This window comes from Sporosarcina sp. SAFN-015 (genome assembly GCF_051966875.1).
Lineage (GTDB): Bacteria > Bacillota > Bacilli > Bacillales_A > Planococcaceae > Sporosarcina.
The window spans coordinates 81,783-98,203 of sequence record NZ_JBQCKP010000003.1 but is presented as its reverse complement, the minus strand read 5'-3'; the positions used below and the strand labels follow the sequence as shown (position 1 = coordinate 98,203).

At 42.1% G+C, this 16,421-nt stretch carries 17 protein-coding genes and 2 pseudogenes; 13 read left to right on the top strand and 6 right to left on the bottom strand.

Going from position 1 to position 16,421, the window contains the following annotated elements; translation table 11 throughout:
- Window positions 1-15 precede the first annotated feature (15 nt).
- Entirely contained in the window at window positions 16-414 is a 399-nt protein-coding gene (locus ACTHPA_RS06255) for a ribonuclease HI family protein (protein WP_440499304.1), read from the bottom strand.
- A gap of 79 nt (window positions 415-493) precedes the next feature.
- Here ACTHPA_RS06255 and ACTHPA_RS06250 point away from each other — a divergent pair, with 79 nt between their 5' ends.
- Complete coding sequence (locus tag ACTHPA_RS06250; RefSeq protein WP_413053014.1) at window positions 494-682, top strand: zinc-finger domain-containing protein; 189 nt, start codon at window positions 494-496, stop codon at window positions 680-682.
- Between the two features lie 51 nt (window positions 683-733).
- On the opposite strand, the gene ACTHPA_RS06245 is transcribed toward ACTHPA_RS06250, so the two are convergent.
- Complete coding sequence (locus tag ACTHPA_RS06245; RefSeq protein WP_060208284.1) at window positions 734-937, bottom strand: cold-shock protein; 204 nt, start codon at window positions 935-937, stop codon at window positions 734-736.
- Between the two features lie 141 nt (window positions 938-1,078).
- Here ACTHPA_RS06245 and ACTHPA_RS06240 point away from each other — a divergent pair, with 141 nt between their 5' ends.
- Window positions 1,079-1,714, top strand: a complete 636-nt coding sequence (locus tag ACTHPA_RS06240) for an HD domain-containing protein (RefSeq protein WP_440499303.1) — start codon at window positions 1,079-1,081, stop codon at window positions 1,712-1,714.
- Window positions 1,715-1,737: 23 nt separating this feature from the next.
- On the opposite strand, the gene ACTHPA_RS06235 is transcribed toward ACTHPA_RS06240, so the two are convergent.
- The gene (locus tag ACTHPA_RS06235; RefSeq protein WP_440499302.1) at window positions 1,738-2,277 is read right to left on the bottom strand and encodes a transcription repressor NadR; all 540 of its coding nucleotides are present in this window, start codon (window positions 2,275-2,277) and stop codon (window positions 1,738-1,740) included.
- 89 nt (window positions 2,278-2,366) lie between these two features.
- Between ACTHPA_RS06235 and ACTHPA_RS06230 the strand changes: the two genes are divergently transcribed.
- The 5 genes from ACTHPA_RS06230 to ACTHPA_RS06210 all read left to right on the top strand — a co-directional run bounded on the left by ACTHPA_RS06230 (window position 2,367) and on the right by ACTHPA_RS06210 (window position 8,086).
- Window positions 2,367-3,452, top strand: a complete 1,086-nt coding sequence (locus ACTHPA_RS06230) for a branched-chain amino acid aminotransferase (protein ID WP_440499301.1) — start codon at window positions 2,367-2,369, stop codon at window positions 3,450-3,452.
- Window positions 3,453-3,520: 68 nt separating this feature from the next.
- Window positions 3,521-4,633, top strand: coding sequence for an o-succinylbenzoate synthase (menC, locus tag ACTHPA_RS06225; protein ID WP_440499300.1), 1,113 nt, complete (start codon window positions 3,521-3,523; stop codon window positions 4,631-4,633).
- A gap of 124 nt (window positions 4,634-4,757) precedes the next feature.
- Entirely contained in the window at window positions 4,758-5,558 is an 801-nt protein-coding gene (locus ACTHPA_RS06220) for a DUF6612 family protein (RefSeq protein WP_440499299.1), read from the top strand.
- A 252-nt stretch (window positions 5,559-5,810) separates the two neighbouring features.
- Window positions 5,811-6,845: an aminoglycoside phosphotransferase family protein gene (locus ACTHPA_RS06215; protein ID WP_440499298.1), complete on the top strand. Its 1,035-nt coding sequence runs from the start codon at window positions 5,811-5,813 to the stop codon at window positions 6,843-6,845.
- 536 nt (window positions 6,846-7,381) lie between these two features.
- Complete coding sequence (locus tag ACTHPA_RS06210; RefSeq protein ID WP_440499297.1) at window positions 7,382-8,086, top strand: class I SAM-dependent methyltransferase; 705 nt, start codon at window positions 7,382-7,384, stop codon at window positions 8,084-8,086.
- A gap of 111 nt (window positions 8,087-8,197) precedes the next feature.
- Here ACTHPA_RS06210 and ACTHPA_RS06205 read toward each other — a convergent pair whose 3' ends face one another.
- Together ACTHPA_RS06205 and ACTHPA_RS06200 are read right to left on the bottom strand one after the other, a co-directional pair.
- Window positions 8,198-9,415 carry an MFS transporter gene (locus ACTHPA_RS06205; protein ID WP_440499296.1) on the bottom strand — a complete coding sequence of 406 codons (1,218 nt, stop codon included), beginning with the start codon at window positions 9,413-9,415 and terminating at the stop codon, window positions 8,198-8,200.
- Window positions 9,412-10,332: an ArsR/SmtB family transcription factor gene (locus ACTHPA_RS06200; RefSeq protein WP_440499295.1), complete on the bottom strand. Its 921-nt coding sequence runs from the start codon at window positions 10,330-10,332 to the stop codon at window positions 9,412-9,414. The genes ACTHPA_RS06205 and ACTHPA_RS06200 overlap by 4 nt, the downstream gene beginning before the upstream one ends.
- Window positions 10,333-10,705: 373 nt before the next feature.
- On the opposite strand from ACTHPA_RS06200, the gene ACTHPA_RS06195 reads away from it, so the two are divergent.
- The 4 genes from ACTHPA_RS06195 (at window position 10,706) to ACTHPA_RS06180 (ending at window position 14,259) form a co-directional block, all read left to right on the top strand.
- On the top strand, window positions 10,706-11,959 hold the full coding sequence (locus tag ACTHPA_RS06195) for a Y-family DNA polymerase (protein WP_440499294.1): 1,254 nt from the start codon (window positions 10,706-10,708) through the stop codon (window positions 11,957-11,959).
- 28 nt (window positions 11,960-11,987) lie between these two features.
- Window positions 11,988-12,317 (top strand): YolD-like family protein, encoded by a 330-nt coding sequence (locus tag ACTHPA_RS06190; RefSeq protein WP_440499293.1) that lies wholly within the window; start codon window positions 11,988-11,990, stop codon window positions 12,315-12,317.
- 777 nt (window positions 12,318-13,094) lie between these two features.
- Window positions 13,095-13,607 carry a matrixin family metalloprotease gene (locus ACTHPA_RS06185; RefSeq protein ID WP_440499292.1) on the top strand — a complete coding sequence of 171 codons (513 nt, stop codon included), beginning with the start codon at window positions 13,095-13,097 and terminating at the stop codon, window positions 13,605-13,607.
- 4 nt (window positions 13,608-13,611) lie between these two features.
- The gene (locus ACTHPA_RS06180) at window positions 13,612-14,259 is read left to right on the top strand and encodes a hypothetical protein (protein WP_440499291.1); all 648 of its coding nucleotides are present in this window, start codon (window positions 13,612-13,614) and stop codon (window positions 14,257-14,259) included.
- Between the two features lie 320 nt (window positions 14,260-14,579).
- Here the strand turns inward: ACTHPA_RS06180 and ACTHPA_RS06175 are convergent.
- Window positions 14,580-15,127 (bottom strand): annotated as a pseudogene (locus ACTHPA_RS06175) (IS4 family transposase); the annotation flags it as partial.
- Between the two features lie 505 nt (window positions 15,128-15,632).
- Here ACTHPA_RS06175 and ACTHPA_RS06170 point away from each other — a divergent pair.
- Together ACTHPA_RS06170 and ACTHPA_RS06165 are read left to right on the top strand one after the other, a co-directional pair.
- A pseudogene (locus ACTHPA_RS06170) lies at window positions 15,633-16,052 on the top strand (DinB/UmuC family translesion DNA polymerase); the annotation flags it as partial.
- A 28-nt stretch (window positions 16,053-16,080) separates the two neighbouring features.
- Window positions 16,081-16,413 carry a YolD-like family protein gene (locus ACTHPA_RS06165; protein WP_440499290.1) on the top strand — a complete coding sequence of 111 codons (333 nt, stop codon included), beginning with the start codon at window positions 16,081-16,083 and terminating at the stop codon, window positions 16,411-16,413.
- Window positions 16,414-16,421: the final 8 nt, after the last annotated feature.

Genomic DNA, 16,421 nt, shown 5'->3' with positions numbered 1-16,421 from the left:
TGCTTCCTCTCCTTTTTACTTGTCTTCATCTTGTTTATGAATCGCTTCGCGGGCAAGTGCGTCCGCGGCGCGATTTTCACTGTCCGGTATCCATTTAATGAAGAAGAAATCAAACGTTTTTGCAATGGATAAGATTTTATTCAAATAATCCTTATGTACCTCGTTTTTTACAAATTCATTCTCCACAGCCGAGACGACTATTTTCGAATCGGATCGTGCCGAAACGATTCCGGTCGTCAGTTTTGCAGCTTCCTCCATTCCTCGGAGAAGAGCTATGAATTCGGCTGTATGGTTGTTCGTCGGATCAATCGGTTCGGAGAACTTGACGATGTTCCCTTCACCTTTGATGAAGATTCCGATGCCGCTTTTACCAGGGTTTCCGGCACTTGCGCCATCAACATATAACTCGATCATATTCCATCTCTCCTTATCATTGTTGCAACCGGCAAAAAAGAATATTAAAATGAATGAATGACCTGACTTGGAGGTTGCTATGGATAAATTAACCGTCATGAATGAAATTAATGAAGTGCTTGATACGTATTGTGAAGGATGTTTTGTCAAAAGGCAACAAGTGAAGGACATTGGGAAAACCGGTGCACATCAATTTTGCATTCGAACTTGTACAATTGGGGAACAGCTTCAATTTTTAGGTAATGAAATGAATAAATTGACAAAATAATATCCCGCCAGGATTTCTAGGCGGGATATTGCATGTTTACTCATTCAATATTCATGTTATAGTCAAGACATTTGCCGCTTGGGGTCCGCGGTTACCTTCTATGATTTCGAAGGATACGGTCTGGCCTTCATCCAACGTCTTGAATCCTTCTGACATAATGCCAGTATAGTGGACAAACACATCTTCGCCATTATCGGTTTCAATGAAGCCATATCCTTTTTCGTTGCTGAACCATTTTACTTTACCTTGGTACATGTTTATTCCTCCCTCGGCATTTCAATGTCTTTCCCATTATTAACATGGATGCATTAACTATACATGAATCGACAATATACGTCAATGACATGCCTAAATTTTCTGCGAATTGATTCTAAAAATATGAAAAGGGTGGATGCTATGGAAACGATAATACGTAATATAACGGAGCGAGTGACAAATATATATAGACAGTTCGATGCAAGCCATGATTATGATCATATTTTACGGGTTATGAAAAATGCGGAAGAGATTGCGCAGTCGATGCCTGACGCGGATATGACCGTCATTAAGCTTGCCGTCCTACTGCATGACATCGATGATCCGAAATATAAAGAAGTTGGCAACGTGTCTGCTTCAGAGCTGCTTCGTTCCGCCGAAGTAGACGACGAGTTGGCTATGAAGGTTTTGGAGACGATTAAAAGTGTTTCTTTCAACGGTGGAAATGAAGAGGAAATCGTATACATTGAAGGGGCAATTGTAAGGGATGCGGATCGCCTAGACGCAATCGGTGCAATCGGCATCGCCAGAACTTTCGCATACGGCGGGGCGAAAGGTAGGAAATTATATGATGCGGCTGAAATCGCGAGAACTAAAATGTCCGAAGATGAATATCGCTCAAGACAAACAGCTTCTGTCACACATTTTTATGAAAAACTGCTTTTATTGAAGGATTTGATGGTGACTGCAGAAGGGAAGCGTCTTGCGGCGGAGCGCCATGACTTCATGGTCGCTTTTTTGAAGCAGTTAGATGCAGAAATAGGAACAGCAAATTGAAGAGCAGAACAAGCGGGTATCCTTCATTCAACGAGGATACCCGCTTTTTTCAATGCAACTTCGGCATTGTCGATTTGATATTGTTCATTAGCGATGACCGTATGGAGGTGAATGCCTCCCTCGGCTAGATTGGAAAGGTATACCGCATTCGCTTCATGTATCCGTCTCATGAATTCTTTCACTTCCAATCGGTTCGCGACCATGATGGAGGCGCTCAAGTCCCCGTATACCGGGTGCTCGATTTTCACGTCTTTCACAGTCAGTCCGTGGTCAACGAGGATGTTCAACTCTTCTTCCGTTTGCTCAGGTGTATGGTGGCAAACGAGTACTTTTTCGATTTTCTCCGGTCCTACTGATGCATGCACATAGATGTATCCTTGGCTCGTCGCAAGGATCGGTTCCTTTTTCGCTTTTAATAAAGTAATATCTCCGACGATGACTTGGCGGCTGACATTTGTCAGTTCACCAAGCTCTTTGCCCGTCAATGGGTTTTCAGCTTTCTGCAATGTTTCCAAGATTAATTTCCGGCGTTCTTCTCCGGGTATTTTTTCAGTTCCAGTCAATGTCATCACTCCATTTCAATCATTTTAACATATCTGTCTTCACAGTTTCGTGTATAATGAAAAAATACATAACAAAAGGGGGATTTACGATGACGAATGTAATCAATGTTGAAAAGACCTTACAACCGAAACCGAAGCCGGCTTTCGATCAGCTTTCATTCGGTACTGTTTTTACGGACCATATGTTTACGATGGATTATACAGAAGTGCTAGGCTGGCATGATCCGAAAATTGTTCCGTATGAACCGATCACGCTTGATCCCGCGGCAATGGTATTCCACTACGGCCAAACAGTTTTCGAAGGTTTGAAAGCATATGTAACGGATGATGAAGAAGTTCTTCTTTTCAGACCTGATGAGAATATGAAAAGATTAAACCGTTCGAATGAAAGACTATGCATACCCGCGTTCGACGAAGAACTCGCTCTTTCTGGCCTTCGGAAACTGATCCAAGTCGATAAAGATTGGATTCCAAATATCGAAGGGACATCCCTTTACATCCGGCCTTTCATCTTCGCGACACAGCCGTACTTAGGTGTCGCTCCGTCGAAAACGTACCGCTTCATGATCATTCTTTCACCGGTTGGCGCTTACTATAAGGAAGGCATCAACCCTGTGAAAATTGCGGTAGAATCTGAATTCGTCCGTGCTGTAACAGGCGGGACTGGCAGTGCAAAAACGGCAGGCAACTATGCAGGCGCCATGAAAGCCCAGGAAGTGGCCGAAGCGAAAGGGTATTCACAAGTACTCTGGCTTGATGGGAAAGAACATCGATACATCGAGGAAGTCGGTGCGATGAACGTCTTCTTCAAATTGAACGGAGAAGTTGTCACGCCCGAACTTAATGGAAGCATTTTAGAGGGAATTACCCGGAAATCCGTCATTGAATTGCTGCAGTATTGGGACATCCCTATTACCGAACGAAAAATTTCCATGGAGGAGCTTTACGAAGCTCATCAGTCGGGAATCTTAGAGGAAGCGTTCGGCACGGGAACAGCAGCGGTCATCTCTCCGATCGGGGAGCTGTATTGGAATGAAAAGAAAATCACTATCAATAACGGAGAAATTGGTGATTTGGCTCAAAGGGTCTATGATACGATGACAGGCATCCAGACGGGAAGAGCGGAAGACCCGTTCGGCTGGCGGATGACAGTGGACGTTGAAACCGTAAAGTAACTAGTACAGACATCCTGTCGCAACGGCAGGGTGTTTTTTACGCATTTATTAGGGAAGGTGAATCAATTTTGCGAATTACAGAAGTGACGATCCGTAAAATGAAAATGAGGATGAAAGAGCCTTTTTCAACAAGTTTTGGGACGATGCAAGATAAGCATTTTCTGCTGTTGGAAGCTCGTGATGAGATAGGGAATACTGGCTGGGGAGAATCGGTTGCATTTGATGCCCCGTGGTATACCGAGGAGACTGTGGAAACGAGCTTGCATATGCTTCGCGATTTTCTTATCCCCCTGCTGCTTGGAAAGGACATTAGCCATCCCGATGACGTCGGCAGTCTCTTTGCACCGATTCGCGGGAATAATATGGCGAAGGCTTCCCTTGAGGGCGCCGTTTGGGATCTGTATGCAAAACGGAAAGGGATTTCATTGGCTGAAGCGTTGGGAGGCGAGCGCCAGCGAATTGAAGTCGGCATCAGTATAGGGATTCAAAAAAATTTAGCGGCTTTGATCGATAAAGTGCAGAGGAAGTTGGAGGAAGGCTATAAGCGGATTAAAGTGAAAATCAAGCCGGGAGCTGATGTTGAAGTCCTTCGGGGATTGAGGTCCGCTTTTCCGGATGTGCCGCTTATGGCGGATGCCAATTCGGCCTATACATTAGAAGATATCGATTTATTGAAGCAACTGGACGAGTTCGGCTTGCTGATGATCGAGCAGCCGCTCGCACATGATGACATCGTCGATCATGCCATCTTGCAAAAACAATTGAAGACGCCGATCTGCCTTGACGAAAGCATCCATTCCGTAGAAGATGCACGGAAAGCGGTCGAACTTGAAAGCACAAAAGTCATCAATGTAAAAATAGGAAGAGTCGGCGGCTTATCTGAAGCGAAGCGGATCCATGATTACTGCATGGGGAAAGGTGTTCCCGTCTGGTGCGGTGGTATGCTCGAAGCAGGAATCGGTCGTGCTCATAATATTGCTTTGACATCACTTCCGAACTTCATTCTTCCAGGTGACACCGCAGGGTCATCCCATTATTGGGAAAAGGATATAATTAAGCCTGAAGTGATGGTGGAAGATGGATATATCACTGTTCCGACTTCTCCCGGAATCGGTTTTTCACCCGATTTCCGTACGATCGAGGAATTCATGACAGACATATGGCACTTTAGGGAAGATTGATCGGGAATTCAGTTCGGTTTTGTGACAAATGCAACTTCTCCTGTGGAATATCCGTCTAATGCATTGATGAAGTCTGCAGATTCCAGTAAAATGAACGTAGGTTTTGTAGAGAGGAAGTTTACATGTGAAAAAAATAGTTAGTGCCCTTGCGATTGGTTCGCTCGTTTTTCTTTTGGCTGCTTGCACCAATTCAGGAGGGGCTCAAAAGAAATTGACAGCCGGAGATTTATTGGACAAGTCCCAAGAGGCGATGGATACGTCACTGAAAGCTGTCCATTCCCATGTTGTTTATGATGATTATGCGGTGACCGTCTATGATGGCGATATTGAAAACCCCGAGAAAGCTGGCGTGAAATTCGATATGCAGGTTGAGGCTTTCCTTGACCCGGCAAAGATACACGTGAAGTCAAATGTTCTTCCGCGTGGCGAGAAAGCATGGGATATGGATTTGTACCAAGTGGAAGACCGAGTATTTGTCTCTGACGACCGTAAAGGCGAATGGGAAGAATTAACGTCCGGTTCGGTTGAAGAACTGTTTGGTGCATTAGCATCCGTTACATACCCGACCCTCGACTTGTCGAAGTTCAAAGAGTTTGAAGACGAATTGATTCTAGAGCCGATCGAGTACGGATACGCCTTGAACTTAACGTTAGACCGCGATGGGGTCAAGCGGTTCAAGGAGATTTTCCCAGACTTTGGTCCACGTGAGGACGGATTCAGCATCGTCGACAAAATGGAATTAGTCATTACGTTCAATAAAAAAACTTCGTATGTGACGAGCTTTAAAATGTCCTCGGATATGAGGAATTACAGTGGCGGAAACTCTTATCGATCCCGTCAGAAGTTGAACGCCACATATAGCTATTTCAATGACATCGAAGATTTCAATTTGCCGAAGGAAGTCAGTGTTCTAGCAGCGGAATAAAAAGAAGAACTAAGTACACCCAAGAAGTTAACTTCTTGGGTGTTTTTGGTGATGGAGTTGTTGAGGTAATGTGACCGTAATCAAAATTTTCTATTGATTCCTTGTGAATGGTTATGCCACACTGTAGAAGTGACATTGTATTTTTTACGTTTCTCTGCGAAACGGCAGCTTCTTCGGAGGCTGCTTGTTCGCGGTTTTTTATGTCAAAAACAACTTTAATTTATGTACGGGGAAAAAGGGAGGATGCAAGAAATGAACAACCATGATGAAAGGTTTGTAAAGCCTGAAATACTGACACTTGTTTTGAGTAAAATGCTCGACAATACGATAACCCGCGCAAATTATCAACTGGAAGAGTTGCAAGGCGGGACAATAGGAATAGTTCAGCTTGTAACAGGCACGGCTGAAACATCTGATGGTAAACATCTGCCGTATAAGTTGGTTTGGAAAACACAAAAAAAATTTGAGCGTTATGGTGATCCGGATTCTTGGCGTAGAGAATACGATCTCTATGCATCGGATGTCAAAACGGTTTTCTTCGATTCGTTCCGTTGGCCGGAGTGTTACCACGCTGAAATAAATGGCGATGAAATTCAACTGTGGATGGAATATATTGATGGTGTGTCAGGCTTACATCTGACCTCGGAAATGTATGAACGTATAGCCGAGGAATTGGGGCGATTTCAAGGCAAGTTGTACACTGAACGACCAAACGTATTGCAAACCTTACCTAATCTAAGCATGGTTGAGTTTACGAAAAACTACTACAAGCGATATCGGTCATGGGATGTTTTGTATGATTACATACGCTCCGATGACTGCGAAATTCCGAAGCACTTGTGCAACATGCTCATAGACATAGATGACAATGCGGAAGAAGTATTCAGTCGGATTGAAAAGCTACCAATAGTGCTTTGCCACAGAGATTTTTGGGTGGCGAACATTTTCTATTCGGACAGTAAAGTAGTACTTATCGATTGGGATACTGCCGGATGGGGGTATATGGGCGAGGATATCGCGAGTTTAATAACGGATGAAGCGGACGTCAGTCATATGACTGAATACTATCAAAAATGCATTCCGGCGTATTACAGAGGTTTTTCGGAATATGCGGATGTGTCCCATGTCTCCGATCATTGTATCTACGAACTAATCCTTGTCATGTTTGGATACAGGCTTGTGGAGTGGCATAAATTCGCTGAGTCACCCGAAGATAAATCACTGCACCTTAACACCTTGCAAAAAATACATGAGATGAGAGATATGGAGATAAACATAACGCTTTAATTGAATAAGACCGATTACGCGAAATGGGACTTCCGAGCAATCTGAAGACCCATTTCATCGTATTATCGGCAAAAAGAAAGTAAAGGAGGTACCGTTCAAGCAGCTTCTCTATAGATGGAAATTGTGAAATGTAAATAACTTCAAAGAGACTGTATACACCCAATAAAGTCGTAAGTAATAAAGGGTTGTCGTTTTTACAAGGGACACTCCTTTCGTAACACAACCGTCATAATTTTAACGACTTCGCAACATATGTAATAATTAGACTTAAAAATTGAAAGTACACTTCTTTTCTAACAGCATTTGCTATTGTTTGCAAGCAATTCGAGAAGGAGTTATACCATCACTCATAAGATTACTTTAAAATGAAATTAAGTGCCTTTAGACATGTCATATGGGCAAAAACTCCAATACGTTCGGTATCTAAACTTCCCTTCTTTTAATGTGTTATTAATCTAAATGAAACCAACTCCTTGAAGATTCTAGATACAATTATCTATGTATGAAAGATTTCAATTGGGGAAGAGGGGATAGTTTTGAAGGAAACAATTAATAGCTATGAAGATTTATTGGTGATGTTAGACGCTTTATTACGTGAACCAACTAATTTTTGGGATGATTTCTATTCCAATCGTGAAAAAGACATACCTTTTTTCGCCAATAAACCCGACGAAAATTTAGTTGGTTATTTCGAGAATGTACTTATAGGAACTTCAGGAAAAGCACTTGAACTCGGTTGTGGACCAGGTCGGAATGCAATTTACTTTGCCGAAAAAGGATATGCTGTTGACGCAGTTGATTTATCGGAGCAATCACTTCAATGGGCAATTGAACGAGCGAAAGAAAAGAATTTACAGGTAAACTTTATCCAGAAAAATATTTTTGATCTTCAAATTGAAGAAGGATCATACGATGTTGTCTATGATTCAGGCTGTTTTCATCATATCGCTCCTCACCGAAGAATGAGTTACATAAATTTGGTACAAAAAGCATTAAAACCGGGTGGTTACTTTGCAATCACTTGTTTTGTCCAAGGGGGTGAATTAGGGGGAGCCGACATTACTGATTGGGAAGTTTACAGATTACGAAGTCTTCAGGGGGGCTTAGGGTTTACTGAAGATCGATTAAGGACCATCTTTAAAGACTTTGAAGAAATAGAAATACGAAAAATGAAAGAAGTAGACCCAACAAATGAATTGTTCGGGATTTCCGCTTTATGGTCTGCTTTATTTAGAAAGTAATGATTTCTATAAGGTTGTCTGATGTTTAAACAAAGAATAGGGATAACACATATTACTCATAAAATACACGTTATCCCTTTTCGGGTTTTCAAAAAGTTGATATTCACACTCTCATATCTGACGTTTATGCGAGATTAACGTTTTCTTCGTTTGAAGGGAAGCGATTATGTAATAGAACCCTGGCAAAATAATGACGGAACCGATTCCGATATAAATATGACGAATATTTAATGTTAAGAAAGGCAGGGAAGCGAACAGAATTCCTAATGGCATGGAGGCACGTAGGAACAGAAAACGAACTGCGCTTAACTGTGCCAACCGGTCTCTTGGGGCTTCCCGCTGGAAAATGGCTGCACTTTGGGCGTTGAAAAGAGGAAACAGGATACCACCCATCAGTTCACATAACCATGCTAGAGTGACCGAGTGGACAAAGTACAATAGTACAAAGGAAAAGCCGCCACCAATCAAACCGAGGTACATCGTTCGGGGGCTTTTCGGAAGCTTGGTCAGAAGAAGCATTCCGATTACATAACCGACAGGAAATGCCCCCTTGAAGATGCCATACTCCCATGTCTCGCCCCCCAATTCTCCCTGGATGAAGGGAATACTCAAGACCAGCGTTGCCCCCACCGCAAATTGGACTGTAGAAGACAGGAATGTTAAACGCAGGAGTTCAGGATAACTAAAGAAATTCCTGTACCCCTCTTTCATTTCAGACCACCAGAACTTTTTGGTCCAAGTTGCCACTTTTTGCGTGCTCGTTTGCGGAATTCGGGACAGTGCCAGGAAACTGATGAAGAACAGGATTGCCGAAATACCGTATATCCAGTGCATGGGCAGTAACAATAACAAGAGCGAAGTAACACCCGGAGCAAGAAAGCCCATTAGCCGAAGGGTTCCGTCCAATAATCCGTTGGCATCGGCCAATTCATCTTCTGTGCAGACTTCCGGCAGCAAAGAAAACGAAAGGCTGGCAAAAATGGGCTGAAGCAGGCCTAAGATGCATTGCAGAATAACCAAGCCGATGATGGACCCTGTCTCCGTTCCAATCCAAAAACCGACTAATGGCAGTAGATAGGCACCCGCTCGTATCAGTTGGATATTTTTGAGCATTTTTTCTTTGATGACATGATTAAGAAAAGGCGAGCTGACACCTTGCAGCACCAATGAAGGAATAAAATAAACGAGCCACAGGATGCCCATCCACTCCCGTGAACCTGTCAGTTCATATAATAGCAACCCATTGACAATAGCGCCGGCGGCACCACCAAATTCGGAGACAATCTCACCAATCCATAAGGATCTGAAGGACTTGGAATACTTCTTCATAATTCTGTTCCCAAATATCGCGTCAATTGGCTGGAGAAATCTTCAAGCTTTCTGGAGTTGATGGAATAGATCCCTTTTTCCACACTGACGAATTTGGCAGCTTTCAATAATGCCAGTTGATGATGAAGCGTTGTTTTCGATATGTTGAATTGGCCACTTAATTCTTGCAAGGACAAAGGTCTTTTCTGAAGTTGAAACAGCAGTTTTAGGCGAAGTTCGTCCCCTAATGCCTTATGGCCACGAATCAGCTCATTTGAAGGAATACCCGGTTCGAGCAGATACTCTTCTTTAACAGGATAAAAGAAGAGCTTAACATCAGAAGTACGAATGGTTAGCACCCAAGGCCGATAGGAAACCTGTGGGATGAGTTTAACCGACCAAATGGATGGCTCTGGCAGGTATTCAACGCCGCCCGTCACACGTTCGATTTCAGAAACAGGATTTTTCATATCCAGTTGACGATGCTGTTTCTGTTCAAAGGCAAGTGCCTGTAGCCATTTCTCCCAATCATCCTTTTTCGACATCCAACTTTTCCACTCTACTAATACACAAGTAATCAAGTCACATATTTCATGTTTGGATCGATGATGAAGCTCGCGAACATATCCCCCTAAATAGTCATGTCCCTCAAAGAGGCTGGCGTATTTTTCCCATACTTCCGTTTGTTCTGGATTACAGGCTGCTTCTATTTTTAATGACTCAGACTGTCGATCATGATAGGGGAGGAGCCATTTATAAAAATCATCCGTTGAAGAAGCGTTCGTAAGCAAATTCGAATATTCTTGAATGGAAACGGCGGAAAATTGATTTTGCAGTAAAATCATGCCATACCAAAGATTAGTTTCTTCAATCTCTTTTAATAGCTTGACCAGTGAAGAGGGCATCGCGTTTTCGTCTGTCCTCCATTCTTCATTCATTTCAAACGTGTGCCTCATCCGCTCATGTGTATAGCCAGCAATCCCCATTATCAATTCCCAGACTAGCGACTGTTCCACTTTAAGGATAATGGTTTCTGCGTGTGACACTGAATTTATTATTTTCAAAGGGTACCTCCTAAAGTTCCAATTTTATTTCATTCTATATTATTGGAACTAAGGATTCAATAAACATTAAATTTTTACACTGAATAGTAGTGGATGTTTTTCTTTGTAAAATGTAAGGCTAAAAGACTATGTCGCTACAATTCACTTTCCATTTTTCCCAATTGGCATTAAGAACCATTGAATATGAACATCCGTTCTGGGTATACTATACAGAACGGATGTTCTTTTACTTTCGGGAGGGATGCATATGTACGAAAATTTGCCAGACCGGAAAATCGTATGCCTCGATATGCGAAGCTTCTATGCCAGTTGTGCGGCTGCGATTGAAGGACTCGATATCATGGATACGCCGATTGCCATCATCGGCAATAAAGAACGGAAGGGTGGCATCGTCCTAGCGGCTTCTCCCGCCTTGAAAAAGGAATTCGGCGTGCAGACTGGAATGCGGCTTTATGAAATTCCCGATGATCCATCCATACGACTGATTGAACCGAAAATGCAGTTTTACATCGATGTCTCGATGGAAATCGCCAAAAATTTGAACCGCTATGTGCCGAAAGAGGCAATCCATGTGTATTCTGTCGACGAAAGCTTTATTGACTTAGGTGGAACCGAGCGGCTATGGGGAGACCCTGAAAAAACCGTCAAGAGAATTCAAGATGAACTTGTCAGCCAATACCAGCTCCGATCCGCCTGCGGAATGGGGCCGAATATGCTGATGGCAAAGCTAGCCCTTGACTTGGATGCGAAAAAGACCGGATTTGCCCGCTGGACGTATGAAGACGTGCCGAAAAAGCTATGGCCGGTCGCGCCGCTCAGCCGGATGTGGGGTATTGGCAGCCGGCTTGAAAAGACGTTGAACAATATGGGAATCTTCTCAGTAGGCGATTTAGCCCGCACGCCCCTTGAACGGCTTGAAACGAAATTTGGCGTCATGGGCAATCAATTGTATTATCATGCGCATGGCATCGACTTATCCGATCTCGGCGCGCCGCTCGTCGAAGGACAGATCAGCTATGGAAAGGGACAGATTCTGTATCGCGATTACACAAAGCGGGAAGACATCCTCATCGTCATCCTTGAAATGTGTGAAGACGTCGCATTGCGGGCAAGGGTAGCGGGCAAGGCAGGGCGAACGGTCCATCTGTCAATCGGCTATTCGAAGAATTCACTCGGAGGGGGATTCGGGCGCTCCCGTTCAATGCATGAAGCGACGAACGATACGATGGCCATTTACCGGATTTGCACGAAGCTGCTCGACGAATTCCACGATGGTCGCCCTGTACGGCGCATCGCCATTAGTCTGGCGAATCTTGAAAACGAATATGCCATGCAGCTTAGCTTTTTCGATGAGCATAAATGGCGTAATCGCCAGCTTGGCGCGACGATGGATTCCTTGCGCAAAAAATACGGCTCCACAGCTGTATTGCGAGCGGTTTCCTACACAGACGCAGGAACCGCCGTCCATCGCTCGAAACTCATTGGCGGGCATTACAAGTAATCTTGCAATTAAAGAGGGAGATGATCTGATGATCCGTGACCGAGGACGTATCAAATGGACGGCGATGATGCTGCCGGAGCATGTAGCAGAGCTACGAAAATGGACAGACCTTGATAATTACATTGCGAGACCGGAACTGAACGAGTGGGATCTGCAATTAGTTCAAGAAGAGCTTGAACTAGTGTGTAAGATGAAATGCGAGACCTTAATTAAAGTATGGAATAACGGACGTATTATTTATTATCAGGGAGTAGTTGAAGATATTGATTATCCAGGAATGTGTATTGTGCTAGAAGGTTCATTCAATTTACAGAGGGTACCGGTAGCCGATATCCTAAACTTGCAATGCATGGGATAATAAATCAATATCCTTAATGAAACAAGAATTAGTGCTAGATTGTGCTAATTCTTGTTTTCAATTTTTTCTGTACTATAGGTAATAATTCAGACTCTTCCAATCCCTTTTACTCCTTCCTTTAAACGTGCCAAATAATTGGCATATTAAAAGGGTATTTTTTTGATCATTTATAAAGCGGATAAAATTGATTGGAAACACAATAATATGGAGTTAAATGTATATACTTCAAGTTACCTTCAAGGTAATTATTGAGAATTTACTTTTGTTTAAGTAATTTTCCCAATTTAGAATGGTAATACATCAACATTTAGATATGATGTCAAGTTAAAAATACTTGGAATTGGACTATTTGCTCAATGAAATTTCCCGATATTTCTTTTCATAGAATATATTTCCGATTCAAATTTTATGTTGTACGGTTTATGTAATACGAAAAAGGAGGAAAACAAAATATGGTAAATTCCGTAAAACTATTGACCGATTTTTCTTTCTTAGCTCAACTGTAGCATTGGCAACAACCTTAAATTTGACACGAGATTAAAAAAAATGGCTTTAATATGTTGATATTATCGCAGAATAGAGTAAGCATCGACTAAGCGCAATATTTAAGTCAAGTGGGATGCAGATATTGACTCTAAAGCAACTAATAGAGTAGAAAGGATGGAAACCTATTCCAATGGCGGCGAAGGGGATATTGGACAACCACACAGTTTTTATAAAAATAGAAAGGAGTAAAAGTATAATAAAGGCCGAGAATACAAAAAAGAGGTGGAGAGATTGAAAAACCGAAAAAATTTGTTTTTTGCATTAATCTTTACATTATTAATATCTATTTGTTTGCCAGCATATGCCTATGATCTTAATGATCAATATGTAGGATCGAATGCATATTATTATAACTATGCGTCTGTGTCACCGTATCAAAGTCATATGAATAAGGTAACTACTTGGAATTACCAAGGAGCTTATGTCTTTCTCGTGAATGCAAACACGGGAGGTTATAATCCCAACATATATCAAGACTTTTTAGATATTGATAATGGATACTTTGGTTATGCTGCACCTTTAAATACTAGGCAAACTCATATAACTTATTACAGAGCTTTTAAAAATGGAACCCCTGATGAAAAGGATGAAACTGTGGTTCATGAGGTTGGTCACGCAATTGGATTACATCATACACAAAAAATAAATGATATTAATGCTGTTATGCGTGAAAATGGTTTTAATGGAAAGGCATACCCTTTACCTGATGATAAAGAAGGAATGAAAGCAAAATATGGGAGATGAGTAGATGAAGAAAAGACTAATAATTGGTTCATTGATATTAATAACTTTTCTGGTCCTTGGTAATAAAATTTTTGTCAAATCAATTGTTTCAAACGAGAGTGATTTTGATAATGGCTATGAGGATCATATATTTGATGATAAGTATATGATTTTCGACGGAAAAATGTCCGAATACTCAGATTTAAATGATGTTGAAAAAGAAAGTAATTTAATTGTCATTGCAAAAAAAGAACATGAAAATGATGCGACAATTGAAAGATTCGAAGGTACTCCTGTGGTAATTTATACATTATCAGATATAAAAATAACAAAGGTTATTAAAGGGAATATCGATGTGAATGAAACAGTAGCCGTATTAGAAAACTCGGGGTATGACCCTGTAACTGATAAAATGTATTATATCGGGAACTACGAACCAATGGAACTTGATAAAGAATACTTATTATTTTTAAGAAAATCAGAAACTGGAGATAATTACGTTCCGTCTGGTGTTGGATACGGAGTTGTCCCGTTAAGCAATGAAAAGAGTGCATTTCGCAAAGCGATTGCCGAAGCAAAGACTGAGTATGCAAAAAGTCTGTTACAAAACAAACAGCACGTAGATGAAATACATGAAAAAGCACGGAATAAATACAAAGAATACTTGCAATGAGTTTTTTAAAAGCAGTCCTGTACTGGATTGCTTTTTTAGTGTGCCCACTTGGGCATAGCCTATAGGATGCAAATCCCGAACTGCGAAAGCAGAAGTAACAGTTAAGTGTCCGTGGCGGCATGGAATCAGTAGGAAGGAAGCGAGCGGCAAACCTTCGGTCGGAAGAACACTCGGGCATTCAATATATTCAACCAATCGGGACCATTGATCCAAGACGGATTATTGCCCTTTTTAAAAGAGGCATTGCATATTTTGAAATAGACGAATTAGGATGATTTTGAATATATTTTGTTAGTTGAATCAATTTCATAATTACTAACTCAACTTTCGCAGAGAGAAATAGGTAAATAAGCCTTGATATAACTGGGTAATCCAGCCATCCATTGCTCTAGTTGACTTTGCATCATTCTCTTAAATACTCGGCTTTCCTTTTTTAGGACATTTGAATAAGCTCGATCAACTGCTGCATTGCGACAGCCCAATCAAGTTCGTTCACTTCATCACATAACTCATAGAAAAGCCCGCCTATCGTGCGATCATCCGTATTGCATCGATTTTGCCAGGACAGGACGATGTAGCGGGCGAAGACGATTGTCGTATGGCTAATTAAGAGGTCGTAGGAGCGCCCATGAAACTCCTTTTGGAGTTTTAACAACGACTTCGTCGCCTTGAAGAACATTTCAATATCCCAACGCATGCCATAAATACGAACAATCTCTTTTTCGGTCAATGAACAATCCGTGCTCAAAATAGCAAGCCATTCACTCTTCTTGTTTCTGTTTTGGATAAAGACCACTTTTACGGCCACAGCCGTTGTTGTCATGGTTGTCTGAATTGAGCGCAGAATGTCCTTTTTTCCTTGGCATGGTATGATGGCGTAGCGATGCTGGGAAGCGAACATGTCCCCAATGTTGAACATCACGTCTATATAACATCTGGATATGTGATTGAAGTATTAAGTGAGTATGAACCGAAAGTGAATATCATTGGGTAATCGGATTGAACGCCGCGGAAACCTTTATCTTTAACGGTTATCGCCTGCTGACAAAAGGCTATGGAATGAAAAAATTCCATAGCCTTTTATAATTTGCAATTTTATTCTCGGTTATCGACAGCTACGCTATCTTCACGCTCTTCCGTTGTAAATGTCGGTAGAATTGTCCGTGTGTTCGATGTCCCTGAGATCGGCTATAGGTTTTATATTTTCCATGAGTTCTAAAATACTTTTTCTTTCAGTAGTGTTCTCTGGAGCACAACTGCCCAATGGAGTTCAAAATCCGAAAAACGCTCTTTAAAAGACAAATACTATATAACTACTTGACAACAGAATAGATGAAAGCTTCATTGACTTAGGACGGACGGAGCGACTATGGGGACTGATTCTATACCGCGATTACACAAAGCGGGAAGCAGGCAAGGCGGGGCGCACAGTCCATCTATCAATCGGCTATTCGAAGAATTCGCTCGGAGGGGGATTCGGTCGTTCCCGTTCGATGTACGAAGCGACGAACGATACGATGGCCATTTACCGACTTTGCATGAAGCTGCTCGACGAATTCCACGACGGTCGCCCCGTACGGCGCATCGCCATTAGTCTGGCGAATCTTGAAAACGAATATGCCATGCAGCTTAGCTTTTTCGATGAGCATAAATGGCGTAATCGCCAGCTTGGCGCGACGATGGATTCCTTGCGCAAAAAATACGGCTCCACAGCTGTATTGCGAGCGGTTTCCTACACAGACGCAGGAACCGCCGTCCATCGCTCGAAACTCATTGGCGGGCATTACAAGTAATCTTGCAATTAAAGAGGGAGATGATCTGATGATCCGTGACCGAGGACGTATCAAATGGACGGCGATGATGCTGCCCGAACATATCGAGCAGCTGCGTGAATGGCAAAAGGAAGACGAACTGCAAATTAGGCAGCAGCCTGATGAACAGCAACTCGAACAATGGAACTATCAAATCCATGAAGCCGCAGAAAGAAATTTACAAATCTCCATACACTATTGGGACCACGAAAAAGTAACAGAAGGAAAAGGACACATCCAAAAAATTAACACATTGGACGGGACGCTGCACCTCGTTTCTGACAACGGTGAAACACACAGTATCCCATTTGTCCACCTGAAAAGTATTTCAGAATCCGAATAATTTACGTT